Source organism: Streptomyces fodineus (assembly GCF_001735805.1).
Classification (GTDB): Bacteria; Actinomycetota; Actinomycetes; order Streptomycetales; family Streptomycetaceae; genus Streptomyces; species Streptomyces fodineus.
The window spans coordinates 8,164,668-8,191,255 of the sequence record NZ_CP017248.1 but is presented as its reverse complement, the minus strand read 5'-3'; the positions used below and the strand labels follow the sequence as shown (position 1 = coordinate 8,191,255).

Below are 26,588 nucleotides of genomic sequence, written 5' to 3'. Positions count from 1 at the left end.
TTACCAATCCGATAACCGGATGGTCACGTTCGCCCGTCGAGCCTTGCCAGTGACTCGTCCAGGAGTCGCCGGAGCCGTAGTGCGTCCGCTGCCACGGCGCTGACCAGGACCGCGGGGCCGGCCAGCGGTATCAGGGCCGCGCACTCCCCCAGCACCCGCGGCTCGGGCCGCTGCGCGGCGAACTCGGGGCGCACGACGACGAGTTGACCCACCGCCCGATGTCCCGCCAGCACCGCCGGTCCGTCCCAGCCCCCCGGCGCCCCGGGCCCGCAGGCCAGTTCCTGGTCCAGCACCGCTCGGCCCGCGATCCGCACCGTCAGACGGCTGGTGAGCCGTCCGGGTTCCTCCCCCGCCCGCCCGAGCACCTGCTCCTCGCGCAGCACGAGCCGGGCTCCGGCGGCGAGTTCGGCGCGGGTGGTCACGTACAGGTCGCTGCCACGAGCCGAGATCAACTGCTCGGGCAGCCAGCGCAGTTCGGCCCCGTCGGCCACGTCGAGCCGTACGTCGTAGCGGGCCTCGCCCTTGGTCTGGCCCGGCAGGGCGATGGTGGCGGCGGCCGAGCCGACGTGCAGCCGGGCGCCCTCCGCCACGCTCGCCGTGAGCGAGAAACGGTCGCCGCCGAGCGGACCGCTCATCGCGCCGACGACCATCACCCTGGCCTCCGTACCGGTGGCCCGGGTGCGGCGCAGGGCCAGCGGCCCGTCGCCGTCCAGTACGGGCAGCGCGGTGCCGCCGCGGCCGTCGGCGCGGGCGACGATCCGCGCGTCCGCCCGGACCCCCGTGGCGCTCACGCCGTCCACGCGGCGAGCCGCCCGCGCACCCAGGCGGCCACCTCGGCGACACCGGTCCCGCCGCGCAACGACTGGAAGACGACGGGGAGTCCGGCCCGCTGGGCCTTGGCGTCGGCGGCCATCCGGGCGAGGTCGGAGCCGACGTACGGGGCGAGGTCGGTCTTGTTGACGACGAGCAGATCGGCGGTGGTGACACCGGGCCCGCCCTTGCGCGGGATGTCGTCGCCGCCGGCCACGTCGATCACGAAGATCTGCGCGTCCACGAGCCCCTTGGAGAAGGTCGCGGTGAGGTTGTCGCCGCCGGACTCGACGAGGATCAGGTCCAGCGGGCCGACCGCCTCCTCCAGGTCCTCGACGGCTTCGAGGTTGGCGGAGATGTCGTCGCGGATCGCGGTGTGCGGGCAGGCGCCCGTCTCCACGGCGGTGATCCGCTCGGGCGGCAGCACGGCCTGGCTGAGCAGGAACTCGGCGTCCTCGCGGGTGTAGATGTCGTTGGTGACGACGGCGAGCGACAGCTCGTCGCGCAGGGCCCGGCAGAGCGCGGCGACGGTCGCGGTCTTCCCGGACCCGACGGGTCCGCCGAGCCCGATCCGCAGGGCGCGCCGGGTGCCGTCGGGCCGGTGCGCGTCCGCGCTGAGGGCGGCGGGGCCGGGGTGGGTGTGGTCGAGGTGCATGTGCGGCTCCAATGTGGGTGGCCTCGCTGTCAGCCCGTCTGGGGGTACCCCCTCTGGGGGAGTTCGAGGACGAGGCCGTTCAGGCCGATGGGGGGGCCAGGGGGCACAGGCCCCTGGCGGGATCGAAAGGGCGGGCTCCTGGCGGACGGGACGGGTAGGGGCGGCCGGGGAGACCCCTACGACGCGAACAGCCGCACAGGCCAGCCCGCATGCCACTGCGCACCGACCTCCAGCAAGGGCCCTGACGCGGCCGGCAGCGCATCGACACCCTCGTCGAGCGCCCTCCGCGCCGCCTGCGCCGCCGTGTCCGCGACGCGGTCCAGCTCCGGCGCCAGCCGGGCCAGCACACCGGTCGCATCGAACGGGTCCAGGCTCAGCAACCGCACAGTCGCCGTCGCCGGTCCGCTCACGCTCTCGTACGCCGCGCAGTACGCCGCGTCCTCGGGCCCCAGCCCCGCCGCACGCGCCACGAGCCCGAGCACCACCGGCTGATGGGCACCCTTGGGGAACTGCCGGGCCAGTGCGTCGAGTTCGGCGCAGGGCCAGGTGGCTCTGGCCGCCCGCATCAGCTGCCGTCCCAGCCTGCGCGCGGCGGTCCGCAGGGCGGGCGACGGCGTACGGGCGTCGGCCGCCGCGTCCAACTCCCCCGGATCCACGCCGAGTGCGGCGGCTGCCGCGAGCGCCCCCGCGACCAGCCCCGCGGTGTAGAGCCGCCCCCGGCAGAAGTCCTCCAGGCTCGCGGCGGAGGTGATCCGGCCCGCCTTGACGGCGGCCTCCGCCCCGCCGGAGTGTGCGTGTCCTCCGGCGGGGAAGCGGCCGTCGGCCAGGACGAGAAGCGCTGCCCTGCTCATCAGAACAGGAAGTAGCGCTGGGCCATGGGCAGTTCGGCGGCCGGTGTGGCCTCGACCAGCTCGCCGTCGATGTGCACGGCGAAGCTGTCGGGGTCGATCCGGACGTCGGGCCGGGCGTCGTTCTCGCGCATGTCGGCCTTGGTGACCGCTCGCGTGGACGCGATCGCCGCGAACCGCTTGCCCAGCCCGAGCCGCTCCGGCAGACCGTCCTCGATCGCCGACTCGGCCACGAAGTTGACGGAGTTGGCGGCCGGGGCGCGGCCGATCGCGCCGTACATGGGGCGGGGCAGGATGGGCTGCGGGGTGGGGATGGAGGCGTTGGCGTCGCCCATCTGCGCGTAGGCGATCTGGCCGCCCTTGAGCACGAGCAGCGGCTTGACCCCGAAGAACGCCGGATCCCACAGCACGAGGTCGGCGAGCTTGCCGGTCTCCACGGAGCCGATCTCGGCGGCGAGGCCCTGCGCGAGCGCGGGGTTGATCGTGTACTTGGCGACATAGCGACGCACGCGGTGGTTGTCCGCGCGTCCGTCACCGGGCAGCGCGCCGCGCCTGCGCTTCATCACATGGGCGGTCTGCCAGGTGCGCAGGATGACCTCGCCGACGCGGCCCATGGCCTGGGAGTCGGAGGAGATGATCGAGATCGCACCGAGGTCGTGCAGGACGTCCTCCGCGCCGATGGTGGAGGGCCGGATCCGGGACTCGGCGAACGCCAGGTCCTCGGGGACCGCCGGGTTGAGGTGGTGGCACACCATCAGCATGTCGAGGTGTTCCTCGGCGGTGTTGACGGTGAACGGCCGGGTCGGGTTGGTGGAACTGGGCAGCACGTTGGGCTGCGAGACCACGGTCATGATGTCCGGCGCGTGCCCGCCGCCGGCGCCCTCGGTGTGGTACGAGTGGATGCCCCGGCCCGCGATCGCGGCGAGCGTGTCGCCGACAAAGCCGGCCTCGTTGAGGGTGTCCGTGTGGATGGCGACCTGGATGCCGGTCCGGTCCGCCACGGTCAGCGCGGCGTCGATGACGGCCGGGGTGGAGCCCCAGTCCTCGTGCAGCTTCAGGCCGGCCGCGCCGCCTCGGATCTGGGAGAGCATCGCCTCGTGGGAGACGGTGTTGCCCTTGCCGAGGAAGCCGACGTTGACCGGGTAGGCCTCCATGGCCTCGAACATCCGGGCGAGGTGCCAGGGGCCGGGCGTGACGGTGGTCGCCTTGGAGCCCTCGGCGGGGCCGGTGCCCCCGCCGACCAGGGTGGTGATGCCGGAAGCGAGCGCCTCGTCGGCGATCTGGGGGCAGATGAAGTGGACGTGCGCGTCGATGGCACCGGCGGTGAGGATCCGCCCGTTGCCCGCGATGATCTCGGTCTCGGGCCCGATGACCAGGCCGGGGTGGACGCCGTCCATGGTGTCCGGGTTGCCGGCCTTGCCGATCGCGGCGATCCGGCCGTCGCGGATGCCGACGTCGGCCTTGACGACGCCCCAGTGGTCGACGATGACGACACCGGTGATCACGGTGTCGGGGGTGCCGTCGGCGCGGGTGGCGCGGGACTGGCCCATGGACTCGCGGATGACCTTGCCGCCGCCGAAGACCGCCTCGTCGCCGCAGGCGCCGGGGCCGCCGGAGCGGTCCTCCTCGATCTCGATCAGCAGATCGGTGTCGGCGAGCCGGATGCGGTCACCGGTGGTCGGCCCGAACAGGTCGGCGTAGGCGCCGCGGGAGATCTCAGGCATCGAGGGCACCTCCGGTCTCCCCGCGCAGGCCGGGGACGATCCGGGCGCCGGCGAGGGGCACGAGTTCGACGTCGACGGGGATGCCGGGCTCGAAGCGTACGGCGGTGCCGGCGGCGATGTTCAGCCGCTTGCCGCGGGCCGCGGCACGGTCGAACTCCAGGCCGGGGTTGGCTTCGGCGAAGTGGTAGTGGGAGCCGACCTGGACGGGCCGGTCGGCGGCGTTGAGGACGGTCAGCCGGGTGACCTCGCGGCCCTCGTTGCACACGATCGGGTCGTCCGCGAAAAGAACCTCTCCGGGAATCATCGCGGCCCCCTCAGATGATCGGCTCGTGGACGGTGACGAGCTTGGTGCCGTCCGGGAAGGTGGCCTCCACCTGCACGTCGTGGATCATCTCGGAGACCCCGTCCATGACGTCGTCCCTGGTGAGCAGCTTGCGGCCGGAGGACATGAGCTCGGCGACCGTACGGCCGTCACGCGCGCCCTCGAGGATGTGCGACGTGATGAGGGCGACCGCCTCGGGGTGGTTGAGCTTGAGCCCGCGGGCCCTGCGCTTCTCGGCGACGTCGGCCGCCACATGGATCAGCAGCCGCTCTTGTTCGTGCGGGGTCAGATGCACGTCCCACCTCACAGTCCTTGCTCCGGACCGTGCGGGGTCCGGTTGCCACAGCCATCGCGACGGGGATAGGCGTAGCACGCAAACAAAATCCCCGAATCATCCTCGATCCGGGCAGCAAAACCCCTGATGGCGTCGATCGGCAGGCTAGTTCGCCGGAGTTTCAACGACGTTAACCGGACCTTGATCGCCCGATGACCGGGCGATGGGATGCCCGAAACCGGCGTGGGCATGGGATGCCCGAAACCGGCGTGGGTCAGGAGGCGCCGGGACCGCGGTGGTCGGCGGCCATGCCGGGGCCGCGCCGCTCGGCGGCCACGCCGGGAGCGCGATGCTCGGCGACGATCCCGAACCGCTGCTGTTCGCGGGAGGCGGAACCGGCCTCGCGGACACCCGAGACCGAGCTGACGACCTGCTCCTCGGCCGCCTCGTCGAGCGCGTCCAGCCGCTCCAGATCGGCGGCCGACACCAGCGCGACCAGCGGCTTGCCGTGCCGCGTCACGACGACGCGCTCACCGCCGTACACCACCCGGTTGATCAGGTCGGCGAGCTCAGCCCTGGCTTGCGTCACCGGAATCTCGTAGGCCATGCCCCCATCATAACGTCACGTACGTCCTGTACATTTTTTACAGAAGCCGAGCCCGCCAGAGGGCCGTGCGATGAGAAGGGGTATGCCCATGTCCCGAGCGTCCGCCCGTCATGTCCTGCCCGAGTTCACCGAGCGCACCAGCAGCGGCATGCGCACGCTCGACCCCTACGGCAAGCTCTTCGAGGACCGGATCGTCTTCCTCGGGACCCCGCTGGACGAGACCGCCGCGAACGATGTGATGGCGCAGCTCATGTACCTCGAACACGCGGCCCCGGACCGGGACATCACGCTGTACGTCAACTCGCCGGGCGGTTCGTTCAGCGCGCTCACGGCCGTCTACGACACGATGCGCTACGTCAGCTGCGACGTGGCCACCTACTGCCTGGGCCAGGCCGCCTCCCAGGCCGCGCTGCTGATCGCGGCCGGCACGCCGGGCAAGCGGTTCGCCCTGCCCGGCGCACGCATGGTGATCGCGCAACCCCAGCTGCCCGAGCCGGTGCGGGGCCAGCCCAGCGACCTGCTCATCCAGGCCGAGGAGTTGACCCGGGTCCGCGCGGTGACGGAGGAGATGCTCGTACGGCACACCGGGCGCACGGCCGGGCAGGCACGCCGCGACCTGGAACGGGACCTGGTCCTCGACGCCCCGGCGGCCGTGGCCTACGGCCTCGTGGACGGCATCGTGCCCAGCCGGCGAAGCATGCCCGGCGCAGCGGACGCGAAGTGAGCCGCCGATGCTGCCGGAACTGCCGCCGCTGCCCGCGCTGACGCGCGCCGAGGGCGATCTGATCGACCGTTACCTGGACGCGGTCGATCTGCTGGGCCGTATCAACCCCGCGCACGACGGGGACACGTATAGCGGGCTGCGCGCGGCCCAGGCGCTGGTGCGCAAGGCCGCAGAGCTGCGGGACGCCCTCGCATCGATGCACCAGCGGGGCGAGACGGAGCTGCACGGGGACACGCTGGCACGGGCCTTGCGGGTGCTGGACGGTGAACGCCGGACCGCGCGCGTCGCGCTCCCGCCCGACGGCGTCGGCTGATCCGGACGCCGGACCAGCCGGAGCGGACCCGGGTGTCGACACGCGCCGTTCGGACCACGCGTCAAACGACCCGAACGGCGCACCGCCGACCGGTGGATCTCAGGATCGTTTTCCGGGCCTCCCGACTTGCGCAGCACGCGGGTCCAAGGCTCGGAAGCAAGCGCTTCGCCCCAGGTCCGGGGCTACGACCGGGACCTGACGCCGCATCGAACACAACGCTGTCCACCCGAACGGGCGAGTGGTGAGTAACGCCACAAATCCCCGGTTCCATTGTGATTTTCGGACAGTCGTGAGTGAAGATCCCTGTCTGACGACAAGCCCCCGCCACCGCGGCGGGGCGGTCCGGGCGGACGCCGAGTCCTGCCGCCGCCTGGACGACCGGTCGACAGGAGTGGATCGGCAGGAGTGGAGGACCCGAGCAAGTCGGGTCGCCGGAACGGCTGTTCGTCTGCTCGCCGCAGACGGCCGGAAGTTCCTGGCAACCCTTGGGGTGAAGCCGCGGCAACGCGGCCGGGCAACTTCGCCAGCCCGAATCCGACAGGTCATCCTTCACAGGCGGCTGACGAAGGGTTGCGCATGACTGCGCTCAATCGTGTCCCGTCGCTCATGGCCCGGGCCGGCACGGCCTCGGCCCTCACCCTCGCCGCCGTCGGCGGCTCGATCACGGTGCCCGGTCTCGCCCCCGATGCCTCGGCGGCGACCCTCGCGACCAAGGCCCTGCAGGTCGCGGCCTCAAAGAAGGGGTCGCCGTACCAGTACGGGGCCACCGGGCCGCGCAGGTTCGACTGCTCGGGGCTGACGCTGTATTCGTTCAAGAAGGCGGGCAAGACCCTGCCGCGTACCGCCGCCCAGCAGTACAACAAGACGCACCACATCTCCGCCGGCAGCCGCAAGGCCGGTGACCTGGTGTTCTTCCACTCCGGTTCCTACGTCTACCACGTCGGTATCTACGCCGGCCACGACAAGATCTGGCACGCACCGAGGACGGGGGACGTGGTGAGGCTCCAGAAGATCTGGACCAAGAGCGTGTGGTACGGCCGGGTCAGCTGACGCGGCCTGCCGGGCAGGGCCGGTCGACCAGGCCTGCCAGGGCGAGGTCGACCGGCCGGGGCCGCTGCGGCGGGGTCAGCTGCCCCAGGTCTGCTACGACGTAGGTCGGCTGACCGACCGTCAAGGCAGGAGCGGCGGAACCGGTCTGCTGCGGCAGGTCCGGCCGAACTGGTCCGCTACGGCGAGGTCGGCTGACCTTGGCTGCCACGGCAGGGCAGGTCGGCTGACCTTGGCTGCTACGGCAGGGCGCGCTGCCCCAGATCCGCTACCGCAAGGTCGGCTGATCTGCCGTCAGGGCAGGAGTCGCTGAACCGATCGACTGAGGCAGATTCGGCTGCCCCGATTCACGACGGAAAGGTCGGCTGCCCCGGACGGCGAGGCCGGCTGACCCGAGCCGCTACGGCAAGGCGCGCTGCCCCGGATCCGCTACGACGTAGGTCGGCTGACCCGCCGTCAAGGCAGGAGCGGCTCCAGCAGCAGGGCCGCTCCAGGGCCGTGAGAGCCGCCCCGGTGCCCGCCTGGAGCCCACGGGCGGCCCGGGGCCGGTACCGGTCAGGCGGGCCCGCTCCAGCTCGCCCAGCACCCACCGAGCGCGTTCAACGGCACCTCGGCCCGGCACCACTCGACCGACCTCCCGCACCCGGACACCGCCGACCCACCCCGGCCGCGCCCGCTGCCACCCGCCCCAGCGCCCCGAACCCCGCACAAACGGGCGCCCCGGAAAGAAAGCCGGCCCGCCCGAGGGACTACGGTTCCTGATGGCCCGTTGCCGGGACCGGCTCTGCCGGGAGGATCCAGGGGAGTTCGATGGAGACCGTCTTGCCGCCCTCGCGGGTGGGGCGGACGCGGAGTTTGCCGCCGTACTCCGCGGTGAGCCAGCGGATGATGACCATGCCGCGGCCATTGTCCTGCTGGACGGCGGCGGGCAGTCTCTTCGGAAAGCGCGGATGACCGTCCGTGACGCCGATGCGGAGGTGTTCGTCGCGGTCCAGGGCGATGTCGACCGTGAAGGTGGGTGACTGACCGAAGGTGTGCTGTACGGCGTTCGTGGCGAGTTCGGAGACGATGAGCCGCACGGTGTCGGCCGCGTCGGTGTCCGACGGCAGGCCCCACTCCGCGAGCGTGCCCACGACATAGGTGCGGGCGGCGGAGACCGAGGCGGGATCGCTCGGCAGAGTGACGGATGCTTCCAGATGGTCTGCCATGGCGACGTCGTCCCTTTCCCACGGGACCGCAGTCCGACATGGAGCGGATGGGTTCGAGTACGGTCCCGGACTGGTGCTTGCTCGTCAGACTGCCATCACGGGACCGGTCACGGGGAGCGATCCACCGAGATATGCATATATCTGTCGCCCGAAGCGGTGAACTCTACGACGCGAGACCGTATTGGGGCGGCCCGGAAGGAGTAAGGAGGAGCCCATGCAGAACGGGCCTGCAGTGCGCCGCCGCAAACTGGGCGCCGAACTGCGCACGCTGCGCACCGGCGCTGGGCTCACGAGCGGTGACGCGGCCCGGCTGGTGGGCTGGCACCAGTCGAAGGTCAGCCGTATCGAGACCGGTGCCAGCGGCGTGAAACCAGCCGATGTGCGAGTACTGCTGGACGCCTACGGAGTGCGGGACGGGCACCTGCGCCAGTTGCTGCTGATGCTGGCGGGCTCCGAGGACGGAGGCGACCGCCACCGCTGGTGGCACGCCTACCGTGGGGTGCTGCCGCCCACGTACCGGGACTTCATCAGCCTGGAGTCGCAGGCGAGTGCGATGCGCACGCTGGAGACCACGGTGGTGCCGGGCTTGCTCCAGACGCCCGAGTACGCCCGAGCGGTGACCCGGGCGGCCGTGAAGGACCTCGACGATGAAGGCCTCGACACACTGGTGGAGGTACGGCTGGCCCGGCAGGACGTGCTCCGCACCGAACGGCCGCTGAGGCTGAGCGCGGTGCTGGACGAGTCGGTGCTGCGGCGCGAGGTCGGCGGCCCCGAGGTGATGGCCCGGCAGCTGGAGCGGCTGGTGGAGGCGGCCCGGCTTCCCCAAGTCCGGCTCCAGGTACTGCCGTTCGGCGCAGGGGCGCATGTCGGCCTCACCGGAGCTTTCGTTATTTTCTCATTTCCGAGCACTTCTGATCTAGACGTGGTTGTTCTCGACCAGTTGACGAGTAGCCTCTACCTGGAGCGGAAAGAAGACCTCATGGCCTACTCCGAGGCCTTCGACACCCTGCAGTTTCACGCCCTTTCCCCCGAGGACTCGTTGGACTACATCGCCGGGATAGGCGACGGCGCGTAAGGAGGCCCATGACCACACTGCCTCGGAACGTCCCTGCCAGTACCGACCTGCACGACGTGCGCTGGGTGCGCAGCAGCTACAGCACGGGAGCCAACAACTGCGTGGAGACGGCCCGGCCCCGCTCCGGCCCCTGGGCCGGGCTGCTCGCCGTGCGCGACTCCAAGAGCCCGGCCGGACCGGCGCTGCTCTTCTCCACCGGGTGCTGGGCCGGGTTCGTCACGACCATCCGAGCCATCTGATCAGAACCGGTCACACTCAATCACTCGGGATCGCTTCGGCATGAAGCACGGCCGTGTCACGCCGACTCATGGTCGCGTTTCGCCGATCACCCGTACAGCGCGTTCGATCTCGGCCCCGGACAGGTCCGCACGGGCGGTCAGCCGCAGCCGTGAGATGCCGTCGGGCACGGAAGGAGGGCGGAAGCAGCCCACGGCCAGCCCCGCGGTACGGCAGTCGGCCGCCCAGCGCACCGCCTGCTCCGGGGACGGAGCCCGTACGGAGACCACCGCGGCGTCCGGACGCACCGCTTCCAGACCCGCGGCGGTCAGCCGTGCGTGCAGTTCGGCGGCCACCGCACGGGCGCGCGCGGCGCGCTCGGGTTCGCGGACGAGCAGCCGCAGTGCCGCGAGCGCGGCGCCGGCCGCCGCCGGGGCCAGTCCCGTGTCGAAGATGAAGGTGCGGGCCGCGTTGACCAGATGGTCGATGACCGGCGCCGGGCCGAGCACCACCCCGCCCTGACTGCCCAGCGACTTGGACAGGGTGGCCGTGACCACCACGTCGGCCGCGCCCGCGAGACCGGCCGCGTACGGCGCGCCCCGGCCGCCGTCGCCCAGCACACCGAGCCCGTGCGCGTCGTCCACGACCAGCCCCGCGCCGTGTTCCCGGCATGCCTCGGCCAGCGCGGCCAGCGGCGCCTTGTCCCCGTCGACCGAGAACACGGTGTCGGAGACGACGATCGCCGGTCCCCGGTGCGTGGCCAGGGCCTTGCGCACCGCCTCCGGGTCGGCGTGGCGGACGACCTGCCGCTCGCCCCGGGCGAGCCGGCAGCCGTCGATGAGGGAGGCGTGGTTGCCGGCGTCGGAGACGATCAGCGAGCCGTGCGGGCCGAGCGCGGTGACCGCGGCCAGATTGGCGGCGTACCCGGAGGAGAAGACCAGCGCCGCCTCGAAACCGCAGAATCCGGCCAGCTCGCGCTCCAGCTCGGTGTGCAGCTCGGTGGTGCCGGTGACCAGCCGGGAGCCGGTCGAGCCGCCGCCCCAGGTCCGGGCGGCCTGGGCGGCCCCCTCGGTGACCTCGGGGTGGTGGGCGAGGCCCAGGTAGTCGTTGCTCGCCAGGTCCAGCAGCGGCGATTCGGCGGGGCGCGGGCGCAGGGTACGTACGAGTCCGGCGCGGCGGCGCGCCTCCGCCTGGTCCTCGATCCAGCCGAACGCCATGACCCCTCCGGTGATTTTGTAGGTAGCGGACAGACCCTAGCGGCACGACCTGCCGCCCAGGGTGTGGCAATACCCACACGGTGAACCGTCTCCGTTGTGCAAACTCTCCTTGGCCCCAGGCGGTCCCGTAGGACAGGATCGGACCTCATGGACCTGCTGAACACGCTGGTGGACAAGGGGCTTCGGCGCGAGCTGCCGACCCGCGAGGAAGCGCTCGCCGTTCTGGCCACCTCGGACGACGATCTGCTCGATGTGGTGGCCGCGGCCGGAAAGGTGCGCCGGCACTGGTTCGGGCGCCGGGTGAAACTCAACTATCTGGTCAACCTCAAGTCGGGCCTGTGCCCGGAGGACTGCTCCTACTGTTCCCAGCGGCTCGGCTCGAAGGCCGACATCCTGAAGTACACCTGGCTGAAACCGGACGAGGCCTCCCAGGCGGCCGCCGCGGGGCTGGCGGGCGGCGCCAAGCGGGTCTGTCTGGTGGCCAGCGGGCGCGGCCCGACGGACCGGGACGTGGACCGGGTCTCGGAGACCATCAAGACGATCAAGGAGCAGAACGAGCAGGTCGAGGTGTGCGCCTGCCTCGGTCTGCTCTCCGACGGCCAGGCCGAGCGGCTGCGCGAGGCGGGCGCGGACGCCTACAACCACAACCTCAACACCTCGGAGTCCACGTACGGGGACATCACCACCACCCACACCTACGCCGACCGGGTGGACACGGTGAACAAGGCGCACGCGGCCGGTCTGTCCGCCTGCTCCGGTCTGATCGCGGGCATGGGTGAGAGCGACGAGGACCTGGTGGACGTGGTCTTCTCGCTGCGTGACCTGGACCCGGACTCGGTGCCGGTGAACTTCCTCATCCCGTTCGAGGGCACCCCGCTGGCCAAGGAGTGGAACCTCACCCCGCAGCGCTGCCTGCGCATCCTCGCCATGGTCCGGTTCGTCTGCCCGGACGTGGAGGTCCGTATCGCGGGCGGCCGTGAGGTCCATCTGCGCACGATGCAGCCGCTCGCGCTGCACCTCGCCAACTCGATCTTCCTCGGCGACTACCTGACCAGCGAGGGCCAGGCCGGCAAGGCCGACCTGGAGATGATCGCGGACGCCGGCTTCGAGGTGGAGGGCGCCGGCGAGGTGACGCTGCCGGAGCACCGGGTCGAGGCGGCGGGCGGCTGCGGGTCGGTCTGCGGCTCGCACGAGGGCTGCGGCTCGCACGAGAGTGCGGACGCCTGCGGTACGGCGGACCCGTGCGGTACGACGGCCACGCCGGCCGCACAGGAGGCGCGCACCGACCTCGTCGCCGTCCGCCGCCGGGGCGCCGGAACGGACCTCGCGCCCAATGCCTGAGCTGCCCGGCCTGAGCGTGCCCGAGCTGCTCGAGCTGGACCGACGGCATGTGTGGCATCCGTACGGCCCGATGCCCGGACGTGTCGAACCGCTCGTCGTGGAGTCGGCGAGCGGGGTCCGGCTGCGGCTCGCCGACGGTTCGGGCGAGTTGGTGGACGGCATGTCGTCCTGGTGGTCGGCGATCCACGGCTACAACCACCCGGTCCTCAACGAGGCGGCGCACGCACAGCTCGGGCGGATGAGCCATGTGATGTTCGGCGGACTCACGCACGAGCCCGCCGTACGGCTCGCGAAGCACCTTGTCGACATGTCGCCGGAGGGGCTGGAACACGTCTTCCTCGCCGACTCCGGCTCGGTGTCGGTCGAGGTCGCGGTGAAGATGAGCCTGCAGTACTGGCGCTCGCTCGGCCGGCCCGGCAAGCAGCGGCTGCTGACCTGGCGGGGCGGCTACCACGGTGACACCTGGCACCCGATGTCGGTGTGCGACCCGGAGGGCGGGATGCACGGGCTGTGGTCCGGCGTGCTGCCGCGCCAGGTCTTCGCCGACGCACCGCCGGCGGAGTACAAGGAGTCGTACGCGGACCATCTGCGCGAGCTGATCGCCCGCCACGCCGACGAACTGGCCGCGGTGCTCGTGGAGCCGGTCGTGCAGGGCGCGGGCGGGATGCGCTTCCACTCCCCCGCCTATCTCCGGGTGCTGCGCGAGGCGTGCGACGCGCACGACGTGCTCCTCGTCTTCGACGAGATCGCCACCGGGTTCGGCCGTACGGGCGCGCTGTTCGCGGCGGAGCACGCGGGCGTCAGCCCGGATGTGATGTGTGTCGGAAAGGCGCTGACCGGCGGTTATCTGACGCTGGCGGCGACGTTGTGCACCGCGCGGATCGCCGACGGCATCTCGCGGGGCGAGGTGCCGGTGCTGGCGCACGGACCGACGTTCATGGGCAACCCGCTGGCGGCTGCCGTGGCCTGCGCGTCCATCGAACTGCTCCTCGGGCAGGACTGGCGGGCGCAGGTCAAGCGGATCGAGGCGGGACTGTGGGAAGGCCTGTCGCCGGCGCGCGAACTGCCCGCTGTCCGGGACGTCCGCGTCCTCGGGGCGATCGGCGTCGTCCAGCTCGACCACGAGGTGGAGATGGCCGCGGCCACCGCGGCGGCCGTGCGGGAGGGTGTGTGGCTGCGCCCCTTCCGTGACTTGATCTACACGATGCCGCCGTACATCACCTCGGACGAGGACGTGGCACGGATCGCGCGCGCGGTGTGCGCCGCGGCGCGGGAGGGATGACATGCCGGTACTGGTGATCACGGGGACGGGCACGGAGGTCGGCAAGACCGTCACCACCGCCGCCGTCGCCGCCGCCGCGCTCGCGGCCGGACGCTCGGTGGCCGTGCTCAAGGCCGCCCAGACGGGCGTACGGCCGGACGAGCGCGGGGACGCCGACGAGGTCGCGCGGCTGGCGGGCCCCGTCACCACCGCCGAACTGGCCCGCTATCCGGAGCCGTTGGCGCCCGGCACGGCGGCCCGCCGAGCCGGGATGGCGCCCGTCCGCCCGCACGAGGTGGCGGACCGGGCGGCCAAGCTGGCCGCGGAGCACGATCTGGTGCTGGTGGAGGGCGCGGGTGGGCTACTGGTCCGGTTCGACGCGGCGGGTGGCACCCTGGCCGACGCGGCCGCGCTGCTGGACGCCCCGGTGCTGGTCGTCACCCAGGCCGGCCTGGGCACGCTCAACACCACCGAGCTCACGGCCCTCGAACTACGGCGCCGAAACCTGGAGTTGGCCGGCCTGGTCATCGGCAGCTGGCCCGCCTCCCCCGACCTGGCCACCCGCTGCAACGTCACAGACCTGCCCGACACCGCAGGAGCCCCCCTCCTCGGCGCAATCCCCTCCGGGGCGGGCGCACTGCCCCCGCCGGCCTTCCGCACAGCAGCACCGAAGTGGCTCGCCCCCCGGCTGAACGGCACGTGGGACGCGGAGACATTCCGGGTGCGGGCGACACCGTAGCCGCGGTGATGTGACCACGAGGTGGGCCGCCGCCAGGCAACCGGGTCTCCCCCGCTCTCCAGCCGACCGAGTCGGGGGGTGGGTGGGCGAGGTTGCGGTTCAGGGGTGCGGGAGGCGTCGTACGGGGGAAGCTCCTCCTAGGTCGTCCAGTTCCGGGAGGTTGCCATGCGGCTGCTGTCCACCGGCTCCGGCACCATGGCGCGGAGTCCCGTTCACCACCCGCTGTTCGCCCGCTACTACGCCCGCTTCAGCGTGAGCGCCGAGACCCGGATGGGCATGGCCGGCGTACGTGAGCGGCTGCTCGCCGGGCTGTCCGGGCGGGTGATCGAGATCGGCGCGGGCAATGGGCTGAACTTCTCGCACTACCCCGGCACCGTCGCGGAGGTCGTCGCGATCGAACCGGAGCCGCTGCTCAGGAAGTTGGCGCTGGAGTCGGCGTTGCGCGCCGAGATGCCGGTCGATGTCGTGCCGGGCGCCGCCGAGGCGCTGCCGGTCAAGAGCGAGGCCTTCGACGCGGCCGTACTGTCCCTGGTGCTGTGCAGCGTGCGCGACGTGTCACGGGCGCTGGGCGAGGTACGGCGCGTGCTCAAGCCGGGCGCCCAGGTGCGGTTCTTCGAGCACGGCCTCGGCGGCGGCCAGGCGATGAGACTGACCCAGCGGACGCTGGACCGGACCCTGTGGCCCGCGCTGACCGGCGGCTGTCATCTGGCCCGGCAGCCGGTGGCCGCGCTGCGCGAGGCCGGGTTCACGCTCGGGCCCCAGCGGCAGGTGCTGATGCCGGAGCACGGCCCGACGCTGCCGTCCTCGTACTGCACGCTCGGGGTCGCCTGGCGGCCGGACCAGCCGGCCGCGCACTGATCACAGGCTCCAGCGCCGCAGCTCCCGCGCGATGTCGTCGACGTCGGCCGTACCGTCCTTGACCAGCCGGGCGAGGTCGCGCACCTGCTCGGGCGTGGTGGCCACCTTCTGGCCGCTGGCGACGAGGTAGGCATAAGCGACCGCGGAGGCGAACAGGGCGTTGGACCGCTCCAGCGCCGGCAGGTGGATCAGCAGCTGGAGCAGCGAGGCGGCACGGGTGTGCGGGTCGTCGTAGACGGGCACGCCGAATATCTCGGCGCGGTGCCGGGCGACGGCGGCGATCAGCGCACCCCAGTCGGTGACCTGCGGGTCCCCGGGTGTTCTCTCTTCGGCGAGCATGAGGAGCCAGGCGAGGTCGATGCTGAGCTCGTTCAAGGGATCAGCGGCCGTCCCCGGCGGCCGGGCCGCGGGTCTCGCCGAACTCCTCGGCGAACACGGACTCGTACTGCTTCATGAAGTCGGCGGCGGCCTCGACGAACGTATGGCCGACCTCTCCGGTGTCCTGTCTGACCAGCTCTTCTATATAGCGATTGACGCTGATGCCGCGGGCCAGGGCACGTTCGCGGGCCGCGCGGGCGGTGCCCTCGTCCACGCGTACGTTCAGCTGGGTCTTCGCCATGCCTTGACGCTAGCGCCGGGATGCTAGCAAAGCAAGGGCGCGCGGAATCGGTGCGCCGGGTCGGCTTGTCGCCTACGCTCGCCCGGGACGGGCGGTTCAGGCGATCGGGAGGCGCTCTTGTCCACACCTGTTGCGCAGCGCGCGCCGGACGGCGCCGTCGCGGCCCGCGCCCGCGGGCTGACCAAGGCCTACGGCTCCGGCGAGACGGCCGTCCTCGCCCTGGACTCGGTGGACGTGGACATAGCGCGCGGTCGTTTCACCGCCGTGATGGGCCCCTCGGGATCCGGGAAGTCCACGCTCATGCACTGTCTGGCGGGGCTCGACGCGGTGTCGGCCGGCCAGGTGTGGCTGGGCGGCACCGAGATCACCGGGCTGAGGGAACGGGAGCTGACCCGGCTCAGGCGGGACCGGGTCGGGTTCATGTTCCAGTCGTTCAACCTCATCCCGACGCTGACGGCCGCCGAGAACATCACCCTGCCGATGGACATCGCGGGACGTAAGCCCGACCCGCGCTGGCTGGACCAGGTCATCGACACGCTCGGCCTGCGCGACCGTCTGTCGCACCGGCCCGCCCAGCTCTCCGGCGGTCAGCAGCAGCGGGTCGCGTGCGCGCGGGCGCTGGCCTCCCGGCCGGAGCTGATCTTCGCCGACGAGCCGACCGGCAACCTCGACTCGCGGGCCGGTCTCGAAGTGCTCGGCTTTCTGCGCGAGGCGGTGGACGATCTCGGGCAGACGGTCGTCATGGTCACCCACGACCCCGGCGCCGCCGCCCATTCCGACCTGGTGCTCTTCCTGGCCGACGGACGGATCGTGGACGCGATGGAACGGCCGACGGCGGAAGCCGTACTGGAACGCATGAAGCGGTTCGACGTCGCACGGGGCCGGCTCGGCGACGACACCGTCCGAGAGGACTGACCGGGTGCTCAAGGCGACCCTGAGGAGCTTCCTCGCGCACAAGGGACGGCTCGCGCTTTCCGCGCTGGCCGTGATCCTGTCCGTGGCGTTCGTCGCGGGCAGCCTGATCTTCTCCGACACCGTCACGCACACGTTCGACCGCCTGTTCGCGTCCACCGCCGCCGATGTGACGGTCCAGCCGAAGCAGCAGGACCTGAGGTCGGCCCGGGTGAGCGGAGCGGTGCAGACCCTGCCCGCCGCGCTGCGGGACCGTGTGGCGAAGGTCGGCGGGGTCGCGGCGGCCCGCGCCGAGGTGTCGGTGCAGAACGCCGTCGTGATCGACGGACACGACAAGTCCGTCGGCCCCACCACCGGCGCCCCGACCATCGCGCTGGCCTGGTACGTCACCCACCGCAGCCCCGTGCGGCTGACCTCCGGCCACGCCCCGCACGGTGCGGGTGAGGCGCTGCTGGACGCCGACACGGCCCGCAAGAAGCACGTACGCATCGGCGACACCCTGACCGTGCAGGCGCAGCCGGGCACCTTCCGGGTGCGGGTCGTCGGCATCGCCACGTTCACCACCACCAATCCCGGTGCGGCCCTGGTCTTCCTGGACCCGGCGGTGGCGGGCCGCGAACTGCTCGGTTCCGCCGCGCGGGCGACCAGCATCGCGGTGGACGCGGTCAAGGGCGTGTCCGACACGGAGCTCAAGCGGCGCGTCGGCCAGGCGATCGGCACCGGCTCCTACGACCTGAAGACCGCGAACGAACAGGCCAAGTCGGCGGCGGCCAGCCTCGGCACCTTCCTGGACGTGATCAAGTACGTGATGCTGGGCTTCGCCGGTGTCGCCCTCCTCGTCGGCGTGTTCCTCATCGTCAACACCTTCTCCATGCTGATCGCCCAGCGCACCCGCGAACTCGGCCTGCTGCGGGCCCTCGGCGCGGACCGGCGGCAGGTGCGGCGCTCGGTGCTCGCGGAGGCGCTGCTGCTCGGGCTGGTCGGTTCGACGCTCGGCCTGGCGGCGGGCATCGGGCTGGCGCTGGGCCTCATCCGGCTGATGAGCGCGTTCGGGATGAACCTGAAGGCCACGGAGATGGTCATCGGCTGGGGCACACCGGTCGCGGCGTACGGCGTCGGGCTCGGCGTCACCTTCGTGGCCGCCTATCTGCCCGCGCGCCGCGCGGCGGCCGTCTCCCCGATGGCGGCGCTCGTCGATGCCGAAGTCGCCGGTGTGGGCAAGCCGTTGAAAGCACGGGCGATCGTCGGTGCGGTCATCGGGGCGGCCGGCGCGGCGGCGCTGGCCGGGTGCGCGGCGGCCACGCGGACCGCCCAGGCGGCCTCGCTGCTGGGGGTCGGCGTCGCCCTGACGCTGATCGCGACCGTGGTCGCCGGTCCGCTGCTGGTGCGGCCGGTGATCCGGGTGCTGGGCGGGGCCTTCCCCGCGCTGTTCGGCCCGGTGGGCCGGATGAGCCAGCGCAACGCCCTGCGCAACCCCCGCCGTACCGGCGCCACCGCCGCCGCGCTGATGGTGGGCCTGGCTCTGGTCGGCGGGATGTCGGTGGCGAGCGCCTCGATGTCCGCGTCCTTCGACCGGCAGATCGACAAGAACCTCGGCGCCGACTTCATCGTCCAGAACACCAACTTCACCCCGTTCACCAAGGAGGTGCGGGCCGCCGTGGCCGCGACGCCCGGCGTCGGGCTCGTCGTACCGCAGCGGCTCACCCAGATCGCCGTACGGCTGCCGGACGGACACCGGACCCAGACGTCCGCCGTCGCATACGGCCCGGGGCTCGACGACGTCGTGCACATCACGTACGCGCGGGGCGGTTCGGCCGCCGCGCTGGCGGCCGGGCACCTCGCCATGGACGCCGACTTCGCCAGGGACCACGGCGTACGCGTCGGCAGTGTCGTACCGGTCGAGTTCCCCGGTGGGCGGAACGCCGAGCTGACCGTCGCAGCACTCACCCACCAGGACACCGCGCAGGGGTTCGGGGCCCAGGGCGGCCTGTACTTCGGCCTGGCCACCCTCGAGAAATACGTGCCGCAGGCCCAGGACTCCACGGTCTACGTCAACGCGGCCACCGGCACCGAAGCGCAGGACCTGCGCCCCCGCCTGGAGCGCGCGCTGAAGCCGTTCCCGCAGGTCCAGGTGCGCAACCAGGACGACTACAAGCAGCTGGTCCACGACCAGATCGCCGTCCTGCTCTACCTGGTGTACGCGCTGCTCGCACTGGCGATCGTGATCGCCGTGCTCGGTGTGGTCAACACCCTCGCCCTGTCGGTGGTGGAGCGCACCCGCGAGATCGGGCTGCTGCGCGCGATCGGGCTGGGGCGACGGCAGTTGCGCCGGATGATCCGGCTGGAGTCGGTGGTGATCGCGGTGTTCGGCGCGGTGCTCGGGCTGGCCCTGGGGCTCGTGTGGGGCGTGTGCATGCAGCGGGTGCTGGCGCTGCGCGGACTGACGGCGCTGGCGATCCCCTGGACCACGATCGTCGCCGTCGTGATCGGCTCGGCGGTGGTGGGCGTGGTGGCGGCGCTGCTGCCGGCGCTGCGGGCGTCGCGGATGAACGTGCTGACGGCGATCGCGCACGAGTGACGGAATCGCGACCGTAGCCCAAGCCACTTGCCCACGGGGAGAGTTGATGTCACGTCCGTTCCGCTTCGGGGTCAATCTGCTCACGCCCGCACCCGCCGCCGAGTGGCGCGCGAAGTGCCGGCGCGCCGAGGAACTGGGGTACGACGTGATCCTCGTCCCGGATCACCTGGGCATGGTCGCCCCGTTCCCGGCGCTGGTCGCGGCGGCCGAGGCCACCGAGCGGCCCCGGCTCGGCACGTTCGTGCTCAACGCGGGCTTCTGGAATCCGACGCTGCTGGCCCGGGAGGTCGCGACCACGGACGCGCTCACCGGCGGGCGCCTGGAACTCGGGCTGGGTACCGGGTATGTGCGGGCCGAGCACGAGACGGCCGGGCTGCCGTACGGCTCGCCGCGCGAGCGCGTCGACCACCTGAGGCGCACGGTCGCGGAACTGGACCGGCTGCTCGGCTCCGCCGAGCTCCCCCGGTCTCGACCCGGTTCGACCGGGGGGACCCCCACGCCCCGGCCCGCCCAGTCCCGGGTGCCACTGTTGATCGGCGCCAACGGCGACCGGATGCTGCGGCTGACCGCCGAGCACGCGGACATCGCGGCCTTCCCCGGAGCCCGCCCGGGGTCCGTTCCGGGATCGCTGGAGCCGCTCACCGCGGAGGAGTTGGACGAGCGGGTGGCGCGCTACCAGGACCTGGCGGCGGGCCGGGCGGAAGAGGCCGAACTGAACCTGCTCATCCAACTCGTGGCCGTCACCGACGACCCCGAGCCCGTACTCAAGCCGCTGCTGGAACGGCAGCCGCAGCTCACTCTGGACGACGCGCTGGCCCTGCCCATCGTGCTGGCCGGACCGCTGGAGGACGTCGTCGCGCGGGTGCGGGCGCAGCGCGAGCGGTTCGGGTTCTCGTACCTGACCGTGCTGGAGCCGTACATGGAGGCCTTCGCGCCGGTGCTGGAGCGGCTGCGCGCGGAGTCCGCATGATGCAGAGCCGCATGTGAGAGGGCGGCTACGCACGGCAGAGTGGGGTGCCCTTGCTACCCGGCTCTGAAGCGCAGCTACGGCTTCCTCGGACTCGGGCGCTTCGATTCTGACAGGAGGGCTGACAACGGCGTCCCCCGCCCCGGAACAAGCACAGGACTGTGGGGTGTTCACAAGCGCATCACACGGGCAGCGCCCCAGCGGGGTGGCCGTGTTCTCGGCCGCATGCGGTGAGGGCGAGGACGCCCTGGCCCGAGGTCCTGACGTGCGGTCCCAGCGCTCCGGGGTCGACCGACAGCCGTGCCGCGATGTCGTTGGCATAACAGGTGTCGGGGATCTGGAGGTCTTCCTTGACCTGGCGGTACCGGACGGCGAACGACTCGGAGTCTGCGGGGCTCACACCGTCGAAGGCGTCGTCGGGGAAGCCGTCCTGGTGCGGCAGGAGGTAGCCGGCTTCGGCCGGGTGCGCGAGTTCGCCGTCGCCGTTCTCCGCCGCGTCGTACGCGTCGTAGTGACGCACGATCTCCCCGGCTTCGGCGATGCACCAGGCCGTCCAGTCGTCACCGCAGCTCATCCCGTACCACTGGGCGGATCCGAACCGGCGGCTGAGGTCGGTGCACCGTTGTCTCACGACGAGGGAAAGAGCCTCGTCCCGGTCGTCTGCGTCCTCGACGCGATGGGTGTCCTGGGACGAGTCGCCGAAGACGAGCATCCAGCCGTCCAGAGCGGGACTGATGAAGACACGGGAGCAGGCGGCGTGCGGATGGGCCCGGTCCCAACTGTGGTGGTCGTGGTTCCAGGCCGCCGCGCCGGTTCGAAGCGTGACCGGCTGTGGGCTGCCGAGATCGAACGCCGCGAGTACGGCATCCTGGTCGGTGGCCGGCACCGCGTACCAGGACCCGCACAGGTGCATGCCGTCCGGGATCTCGGCCAGCAGCTTGATCCTCGTCAGCCGGCGCCAGGCGTCCTGGTCCCTGGAGTCGAGACCGTCGGGCCCCGCGATGGCAGCAAGAGCCTCCAGCGCGCCCGCTCGCACCCGGGGGCCGGGCGCTGTCAGCCGACGCACTCGTTGCAGGTGGGGCACGGCTGCGGTGCCGATCGCCTGGAATGCCCAGACCGCTCGCTGCCCGACCTCGGGCACCGGGTCTCCCAGCAACGGGATCAGCCGGTCAATGAACCTCGCCGCAGCCTCACCCCGGGTCTGGAAAGCGAAGAGAGCGTCGCTCCGAACCAGCGGGTGCGCATGGTTCAGCAGCGGTTCGTAGGCCCCTGGATCGTCCACCTTCAGACGTCCCAGCGCCCACGCGACCCTTCTCGCGACCTCAGATGAGTCCGCCGTCGCAGCGGCGTGTGCCAGGGGAAGGAGAGCGGGCTCTCCGATCCTGCACAGCACATCCGCCGAGACCGTCCACTCAACGGGCGACTGCTCGTCGCAGAGCACGTCCAGCACTGCCCCGACGGCAGCCGCTCCGTGTTCCACAAGCGCATCACGCGCTGATCGAGTGTGCTCCCAGGAACCCGAGAGCGATTCGGTCAGCAGTTCCGTGTCCATGGCGGGCACCCTAACCGGGTGCGCTGACAAGGGATCGCCTGCTCAACAGCGACTCGCGTCGAGCGCTTCGTCGTCGGCCCAGAGGACCGGTATGGCGCCCACGGGTTCGAACCGGATCTGCGGGTCGTCGCTCTGGACCGGGCAGATCGGACGGCCGCGAAGTACGGCTGCCTGGCGGGCCTGGCGGCGATGATGTCCAGGACAACCTGCGCCGCCCTACTCCGCCAAGTGGTGCGTCCCGCGCATACTCGGCGCACGGAAACCGCTGGCCAGGCAGGCCGGCCCTCTGCTTGGCTCGCCCCATGAGCGATCTCCGCATCCGCCACGCCAGCCTCTCGGACATCGACACCGTGCTGCACTTCTGGAGCCACGCCGCGGAAGGAACGAGCATCAGCGACGACCACGACGGAGTGGCCCGGCTCATCACCCGAGACCCCGAAGCCCTGCTCCTCGCCGAGCGCGACGGCATCCTCGCCGGAACCGTCATAGCCGGCTTCGACGGATGGCGCTGCTCCGCCTACCGGCTGGCCGTACACCCCGACCACCGTCGCCAAGGCGTCGCCACCGCCCTGCTGAAAGCCGCAGAGCAACGCTTCGCAACCCTGGGCGGACGACGCGTCGACGCCATGGTCCTGGAAGCCAACGAACAGGCCCACCACACGTGGGCCGCCACTGGCTACCATCGCGAGGACCACTGGCGCCGCTGGGTCAAACCGCTGTAGGCGATGTCGTGAGCAGCGATGGTGGTGGTCCGTAACGAGACGGCGCAGCATGCCTGGAGTGCCGCCGCTTACTGCGCGGAGGAGCGCTGGAGGCGCCGGGTGAGGCCGCTCGCCGACCGAGGCCGAGTTCTCTTTGCTCATCCTTTACCATTGAGGGAGCACTCGGCCCGTTATGAAAGGTTGTGAGCGTCCGCCCATGGGCGAGCCTCCCAGTCCGCGCCACCGCGCGTCCCGTCCCGCCCTGCCCGATCATGGGACGGGGGTGACCCGATGACCGAAGTGCTCCTCCTCCTGGTGGCGATCCTGCTGTCGCTGGCCTGTGGCGCCTTCGTGGCGGCGGAGTTCTCGCTGACCACCGTCGAGCGCGGCGAGCTGGAGCGGGCCGCCGAGCGCGGTGAACGCGGCGCCGCGGGCGCCCTGAAGGCCGCACGGAACCTGACCTTCCAGCTCTCCGGCGCCCAGCTCGGCATCACCGTGACCAATCTGGTCGTCGGTATGCTCGCCCAGCCGTCGATCGCCAAGCTGCTGGCCGGCCCGTTCCGGGCGATGGGCCTGTCGGGCGGTGCGGCGAGTTCGGCCGCCCTGGTGCTCGGTACGGCCCTGTCGACGGTGTTCCTGATGGTCGTCGGCGAGCTGGTGCCGAAGAACTGGGCGATCTCCTCGCCGCTGGCCGTGGCCAGACGGGTGGGCAACCCGCAGCGCTGGTTCAGCGCGATCTTCCGGCCCTTCATCACGCACCTGAACAACACGGCCAACCACGTCGTGCGCCGGTTGGGCGTGGAGCCCGCCGAGGAACTCGCCTCCGCGCGCGGTCCGCAGGAACTGGCCGCGCTCGCCCGGCACTCCGCCAAGCAGGGCGCCCTGGAGGCGGACACCGCCGAGCTGTTCGTACGGACGCTGAACCTGGCCGACCTCACGGCGGAGAACGTGATGACCCCGCGCGTCCAGGTCGTGGCCCTCGAAGCCCAGGCGACCTGCGAGGACGTGGCGAACGCGACCCGGGCCACCGGCCTGTCCCGGTTCCCGGTCTACCAGGGCGGCCTGGACTCCGTCGTCGGCACCGCCCACATCAAGGACGTCCTGGCCCTGCCGGCCGAGGAACGCCGTCACCGCCGCGTCTCCCAGGTGATGCGCGAGCCACTGCTGGTCCCCGAGTCCCTGACCGTGGACCGGCTGCTGGACCGGCTGGGCGGCAGGCGCACCATGGCCGTCGTCATCGACGAGTACGGCGGCACGGCGGGCGTGGCGACCCTGGAGGACATCGTGGAGGAGGTCGTCGGCGAGGTGCGGGACGAGCACGACCCGCACGAGACGCCCGACCTCGCTCCCGCCGGGGCCGACGAACAGGGCCGGGCCCTGTACTCGGCCGACGGCGCCGCCCGCACCGACCAGCTCGCGCGCGTGGGCCTGCGGGTGCCCGAGGGGCCGTACGAGACCCTGGCCGGCCTGGTCGCGACCCTGCTGGGCCGGATACCGGTGACCGGTGACACGGCCGAGGTCGCGGGCTGGCGGCTGGACGTCGTGGACGCCACGGGCCGCCGGGCGGCGCGGGTGCTGCTGCACGCGCCGCTGGACGACGAACGGGCCGACGAGGGGGCGGAGGGGGCGTGATGACCGCCGTACAGCTGCTGATCGGTCTGGCGACGCTGGTCGTCAACGCCTTCTTCGTGGGCGCCGAGTTCGCGCTGATCTCCGTGCGCCGCTCGCAGGTCGAGCCGCTCGCCCAGGAGGGCGACCGGCGTGCGAAGGCCGTGCTGTGGGGCCTGGAGCACGTCTCCGCACTGCTGGCCGCCGCCCAGCTCGGCATCACGCTGTGCACGCTGGTCCTGGGCGTGGTCGCCGAGCCGGCGATCGCGCATCTGCTGGAGCCGGTGTTCCACGCGGTCGGGGTGCCCGTGAGCGCGGGTCACGCCGTGTCCTTCGTGATCGCGCTGACCCTGGCGACCTATCTGCACATGCTGATGGGCGAGATGGTCCCGAAGAACATCGCGCTCGCGGAGCCGGTGCGCAGCTCGCTGCTGCTCGGCCCGCCACTGGTCGCGCTGTCCCGGACGCTGCGCCCGGTGATCTTCACGATCAACGCCTTCGCCAACGGGCTGCTGAAGCTGCTCAGGGTGGAGGCCAAGGGCGAGGTCGCGGCGACCTTCACGGACGCCGAGCTCGCCGAGATCGTCAAGGACGCCAGCGAGGCGGGGCTGATCGACGACCGCGCGCAGGAACGCCTGCACGACGCCCTGGAACTGGGCAGCCGGCCCGTGCGGGACGTCGTGGTGCCGCTGCAGCGGGTGGTCTACGCGCACATGGGCGTCACCCCGGAGCAACTGGAGCGGCTGTCGGCCGACTCGGGCTTCTCCCGGTTCCCGGTGGTCGACGTGGGCCGGCGGATCGTGGGCTATCTGCACGTCAAGGACGCGCTGGACGCCTCGCCACGGGACATGCCGTTCCGGCTGCGGGACATGCGGCCCATCGCACGGGTACGGGCACGGACCCCGCTGGACGACGTACTCACCGCGATGCGCGGCAGCCGTACGCATCTGGCGGCGGTACTCGGCGACGACGGCCGGCTGGCGGGCCTGGTGACCATGGAGGACGTACTGCGCGAACTGTTCGGGCAACCGGCACCCGGGTGACGCCGACGGTTCCGGGGCGACCGGCCGGGGAGCCGCCGGGGGCCGGTGCCGGGCGATCGCGGGGGGCCGACCGGGAGCGGTCCGGACCCGCGGCAGTCGAGAGGCGTCCGGCCGGGAGCCGGTGCCGGTGATCACGGGGGGAGCCGACCGGGAGCGGTCCGGACCCGCGGCAGTCGAGAGGCGTCCGGCCGGGAGCCGGTGCCGGTGATCACGGGGGGAGCCGACCGGGAGCGGTCCGGACCCCCGGCAGTCGAGAGGCGACCGGCCGGGAGCCGGTGCCGGTGATCACGGGGGGAGCCGACCGGGAGCGGTCCTGACCCCCGGCAGTCGTGAGGCGTCCGGGCGGGATCCGGGCGCGTCGCCGGTGTCTCGGGGAACCGACCGGGGTCCAGGCGTCGTCCCGTGGATCGCGGGGAGGCCGACCGGGAGCGGTCCGGCCCCGGTCCCGGGGGATTCCGGGGTGACCGACCGGTGGGTATGGAGCCGGGATACCATCTCTGACGCCATGCAGACGAATCCCACACCTCTCCCTTACGGCAGCCTGGTCGCGGTCGGCGACTCCTTCACCGAGGGCATGTCGGACCTGCTGCCCGACGGCTCCTACCGGGGCTGGGCCGACCTGCTCGCCGCGCGGATGGCCGCCCGCACGCCGGGCTTCCGGTACGCAAACCTGGCCGTGCGCGGAAAGCTGATCCGGCAGATCGTCGACGAGCAGGTGGACGTGGCGGCGGCCATGAACGCCGACGTGATCACGCTGGTCGGCGGGCTCAACGACACCCTGCGGCCCAAGTGCGACATGGGCCGGGTGAAGGGTCTGCTGACCGAGGCCGTGGAGCGGCTGGCACCGTCCTGCAAACAGCTCGTGCTGATGCGCAGCCCCGGCCGCCAGGGCCCCGTGCTGGAGCGGTTCCGGCCGCGTATGGAGGAGCTGTTCGCCTGTGTGGAGGAGCTGGCCGGCAGGCACGGCGCGCTCGTCGTCGACCTGTACGGGGCGCCCGCGCTCGGCGACCCCCGGCTGTGGGACGTGGACCGGCTGCATCTGACGGCGGAGGGGCACCGCCGGGTCGCCGAGGCGGTGTGGCAGTCGCTCGGATACGAGCCGGAGGACGGCGAGTGGCATGTGCCGATGCCGGCCACGGCGCCGCCGGACTGGGTGACGCGCCGGGTGGCGGATGCGCGGTTCGCCCGGCAGCACCTGCTGCCGTGGATAGGACGGCGCCTGACCGGACGCTCCTCCGGGGACGGCCGCCCGCCGAAGCGCCCGGAACTGCTGCCGTACGAGGGTCCGGCGTAGCGTCGGCGCCATGACCACGCGGGGCTCGACGGCGCCGACGGCACCGACGGCGTGACGGGCCTCTCGTAGCTTCCG

At 72.0% G+C, this 26,588-nt stretch carries 28 protein-coding genes and 1 riboswitch; of the genes, 16 read left to right on the top strand and 12 right to left on the bottom strand.

Annotated elements, in window-relative coordinates; translation table 11 throughout:
• Positions 1–23: 23 nt before the first annotated feature.
• From BFF78_RS35505 to BFF78_RS35475, 7 genes are all read right to left on the bottom strand, one after another.
• Complete coding sequence (locus tag BFF78_RS35505; RefSeq protein WP_069784000.1) at positions 24–791, bottom strand: urease accessory protein UreD; 768 nt, start codon at positions 789–791, stop codon at positions 24–26.
• Positions 788–1,465, bottom strand: coding sequence for an urease accessory protein UreG (ureG, locus tag BFF78_RS35500; protein WP_069782200.1), 678 nt, complete (start codon positions 1,463–1,465; stop codon positions 788–790). The genes BFF78_RS35505 and ureG overlap by 4 nt, the downstream gene beginning before the upstream one ends.
• Positions 1,466–1,641: 176 nt before the next feature.
• Complete coding sequence (locus BFF78_RS35495) at positions 1,642–2,316, bottom strand: urease accessory protein UreF (RefSeq protein WP_069782199.1); 675 nt, start codon at positions 2,314–2,316, stop codon at positions 1,642–1,644.
• Positions 2,316–4,037 (bottom strand): urease subunit alpha, encoded by a 1,722-nt coding sequence (locus BFF78_RS35490; RefSeq protein WP_069782198.1) that lies wholly within the window; start codon positions 4,035–4,037, stop codon positions 2,316–2,318. The genes BFF78_RS35495 and BFF78_RS35490 overlap by 1 nt, the downstream gene beginning before the upstream one ends.
• Positions 4,030–4,341, bottom strand: a complete 312-nt coding sequence (locus BFF78_RS35485; RefSeq protein WP_069782197.1) for an urease subunit beta — start codon at positions 4,339–4,341, stop codon at positions 4,030–4,032. The genes BFF78_RS35490 and BFF78_RS35485 overlap by 8 nt, the downstream gene beginning before the upstream one ends.
• Before the next feature lie 10 nt (positions 4,342–4,351).
• Positions 4,352–4,654: an urease subunit gamma gene (locus BFF78_RS35480; RefSeq protein ID WP_069782196.1), complete on the bottom strand. Its 303-nt coding sequence runs from the start codon at positions 4,652–4,654 to the stop codon at positions 4,352–4,354.
• Between the two features lie 253 nt (positions 4,655–4,907).
• Complete coding sequence (locus tag BFF78_RS35475; RefSeq protein ID WP_069782195.1) at positions 4,908–5,240, bottom strand: type II toxin-antitoxin system Phd/YefM family antitoxin; 333 nt, start codon at positions 5,238–5,240, stop codon at positions 4,908–4,910.
• An 88-nt stretch (positions 5,241–5,328) separates the two neighbouring features.
• Here BFF78_RS35475 and BFF78_RS35470 point away from each other — a divergent pair, with 88 nt between their 5' ends.
• The 3 genes from BFF78_RS35470 (at position 5,329) to BFF78_RS35460 (ending at position 7,327) form a co-directional block, all read left to right on the top strand.
• Positions 5,329–5,964: an ATP-dependent Clp protease proteolytic subunit gene (locus BFF78_RS35470; protein ID WP_069783999.1), complete on the top strand. Its 636-nt coding sequence runs from the start codon at positions 5,329–5,331 to the stop codon at positions 5,962–5,964.
• A gap of 7 nt (positions 5,965–5,971) precedes the next feature.
• The gene (locus BFF78_RS35465) at positions 5,972–6,277 is read left to right on the top strand and encodes a hypothetical protein (protein ID WP_069782194.1); all 306 of its coding nucleotides are present in this window, start codon (positions 5,972–5,974) and stop codon (positions 6,275–6,277) included.
• Positions 6,278–6,720: 443 nt separating this feature from the next.
• Positions 6,721–6,850: riboswitch (cyclic di-AMP (ydaO/yuaA leader) on the top strand.
• 3 nt (positions 6,851–6,853) lie between these two features.
• Positions 6,854–7,327, top strand: coding sequence for a C40 family peptidase (locus tag BFF78_RS35460; RefSeq protein ID WP_069782193.1), 474 nt, complete (start codon positions 6,854–6,856; stop codon positions 7,325–7,327).
• Positions 7,328–8,073: 746 nt separating this feature from the next.
• Here the strand turns inward: BFF78_RS35460 and BFF78_RS35455 are convergent.
• Positions 8,074–8,532, bottom strand: a complete 459-nt coding sequence (locus tag BFF78_RS35455; protein ID WP_069782192.1) for an ATP-binding protein — start codon at positions 8,530–8,532, stop codon at positions 8,074–8,076.
• 214 nt (positions 8,533–8,746) lie between these two features.
• Here BFF78_RS35455 and BFF78_RS35450 point away from each other — a divergent pair, with 214 nt between their 5' ends.
• Both BFF78_RS35450 and BFF78_RS35445 read left to right on the top strand, forming a co-directional pair.
• The gene (locus BFF78_RS35450) at positions 8,747–9,607 is read left to right on the top strand and encodes a helix-turn-helix domain-containing protein (RefSeq protein WP_069782191.1); all 861 of its coding nucleotides are present in this window, start codon (positions 8,747–8,749) and stop codon (positions 9,605–9,607) included.
• Positions 9,608–9,615: 8 nt separating this feature from the next.
• Entirely contained in the window at positions 9,616–9,846 is a 231-nt protein-coding gene (locus tag BFF78_RS35445) for a DUF397 domain-containing protein (RefSeq protein WP_069782190.1), read from the top strand.
• 66 nt (positions 9,847–9,912) lie between these two features.
• Here the strand turns inward: BFF78_RS35445 and BFF78_RS35440 are convergent, their stop codons facing one another.
• A complete protein-coding gene (locus tag BFF78_RS35440; RefSeq protein WP_069782189.1) occupies positions 9,913–11,040 on the bottom strand; it encodes an 8-amino-7-oxononanoate synthase in 1,128 nt (375 codons plus the stop codon).
• A 147-nt stretch (positions 11,041–11,187) separates the two neighbouring features.
• Between BFF78_RS35440 and bioB the strand changes: the two genes are divergently transcribed.
• The 4 genes from bioB to BFF78_RS35420 all read left to right on the top strand — a co-directional run bounded on the left by bioB (position 11,188) and on the right by BFF78_RS35420 (position 15,239).
• The gene (gene bioB, locus BFF78_RS35435; protein WP_069782188.1) at positions 11,188–12,381 is read left to right on the top strand and encodes a biotin synthase BioB; all 1,194 of its coding nucleotides are present in this window, start codon (positions 11,188–11,190) and stop codon (positions 12,379–12,381) included.
• Positions 12,374–13,663: an adenosylmethionine--8-amino-7-oxononanoate transaminase gene (locus BFF78_RS35430; RefSeq protein WP_193433600.1), complete on the top strand. Its 1,290-nt coding sequence runs from the start codon at positions 12,374–12,376 to the stop codon at positions 13,661–13,663. The genes bioB and BFF78_RS35430 overlap by 8 nt, the downstream gene beginning before the upstream one ends.
• A gap of 1 nt (position 13,664) precedes the next feature.
• Positions 13,665–14,381: a dethiobiotin synthase gene (bioD, locus tag BFF78_RS35425; protein WP_069782187.1), complete on the top strand. Its 717-nt coding sequence runs from the start codon at positions 13,665–13,667 to the stop codon at positions 14,379–14,381.
• Positions 14,382–14,546: 165 nt separating this feature from the next.
• Positions 14,547–15,239 (top strand): class I SAM-dependent methyltransferase, encoded by a 693-nt coding sequence (locus BFF78_RS35420; protein WP_069782186.1) that lies wholly within the window; start codon positions 14,547–14,549, stop codon positions 15,237–15,239.
• Here BFF78_RS35420 and BFF78_RS35415 read toward each other — a convergent pair whose 3' ends face one another.
• Positions 15,240–15,614, bottom strand: a complete 375-nt coding sequence (locus tag BFF78_RS35415; protein ID WP_069782185.1) for a fic family toxin-antitoxin system, toxin component — start codon at positions 15,612–15,614, stop codon at positions 15,240–15,242. It lies immediately after the preceding gene.
• A 4-nt stretch (positions 15,615–15,618) separates the two neighbouring features.
• Complete coding sequence (locus BFF78_RS35410) at positions 15,619–15,858, bottom strand: toxin-antitoxin system, antitoxin component (protein WP_069782184.1); 240 nt, start codon at positions 15,856–15,858, stop codon at positions 15,619–15,621.
• 117 nt (positions 15,859–15,975) lie between these two features.
• On the opposite strand from BFF78_RS35410, the gene BFF78_RS35405 reads away from it, so the two are divergent.
• The 3 genes from BFF78_RS35405 to BFF78_RS35395 are packed head-to-tail and all read left to right on the top strand — an operon-like array spanning position 15,976 to position 20,318.
• A complete protein-coding gene (locus tag BFF78_RS35405; protein ID WP_069782183.1) occupies positions 15,976–16,773 on the top strand; it encodes an ABC transporter ATP-binding protein in 798 nt (265 codons plus the stop codon).
• 4 nt (positions 16,774–16,777) lie between these two features.
• Entirely contained in the window at positions 16,778–19,348 is a 2,571-nt protein-coding gene (locus BFF78_RS35400; RefSeq protein WP_069782182.1) for an ABC transporter permease, read from the top strand.
• 46 nt (positions 19,349–19,394) lie between these two features.
• Positions 19,395–20,318, top strand: a complete 924-nt coding sequence (locus BFF78_RS35395) for an LLM class F420-dependent oxidoreductase (RefSeq protein WP_069782181.1) — start codon at positions 19,395–19,397, stop codon at positions 20,316–20,318.
• A 178-nt stretch (positions 20,319–20,496) separates the two neighbouring features.
• Here the strand turns inward: BFF78_RS35395 and BFF78_RS35390 are convergent, their stop codons facing one another.
• A complete protein-coding gene (locus BFF78_RS35390; RefSeq protein ID WP_099054990.1) occupies positions 20,497–21,867 on the bottom strand; it encodes a HEAT repeat domain-containing protein in 1,371 nt (456 codons plus the stop codon).
• Positions 21,868–22,169: 302 nt separating this feature from the next.
• Here BFF78_RS35390 and BFF78_RS35385 point away from each other — a divergent pair, with 302 nt between their 5' ends.
• The 4 genes from BFF78_RS35385 to BFF78_RS35370 all read left to right on the top strand — a co-directional run bounded on the left by BFF78_RS35385 (position 22,170) and on the right by BFF78_RS35370 (position 26,513).
• Positions 22,170–22,589, top strand: coding sequence for a GNAT family N-acetyltransferase (locus BFF78_RS35385; protein ID WP_069782179.1), 420 nt, complete (start codon positions 22,170–22,172; stop codon positions 22,587–22,589).
• Between the two features lie 270 nt (positions 22,590–22,859).
• Positions 22,860–24,200, top strand: coding sequence for a hemolysin family protein (locus BFF78_RS35380; protein WP_069782178.1), 1,341 nt, complete (start codon positions 22,860–22,862; stop codon positions 24,198–24,200).
• Positions 24,200–25,219 (top strand): hemolysin family protein, encoded by a 1,020-nt coding sequence (locus BFF78_RS35375; RefSeq protein WP_069782177.1) that lies wholly within the window; start codon positions 24,200–24,202, stop codon positions 25,217–25,219. Before BFF78_RS35380 ends, BFF78_RS35375 begins: the two co-directional genes overlap by 1 nt.
• Before the next feature lie 505 nt (positions 25,220–25,724).
• Positions 25,725–26,513: an SGNH/GDSL hydrolase family protein gene (locus BFF78_RS35370; RefSeq protein ID WP_069782176.1), complete on the top strand. Its 789-nt coding sequence runs from the start codon at positions 25,725–25,727 to the stop codon at positions 26,511–26,513.
• Positions 26,514–26,588: the final 75 nt, after the last annotated feature.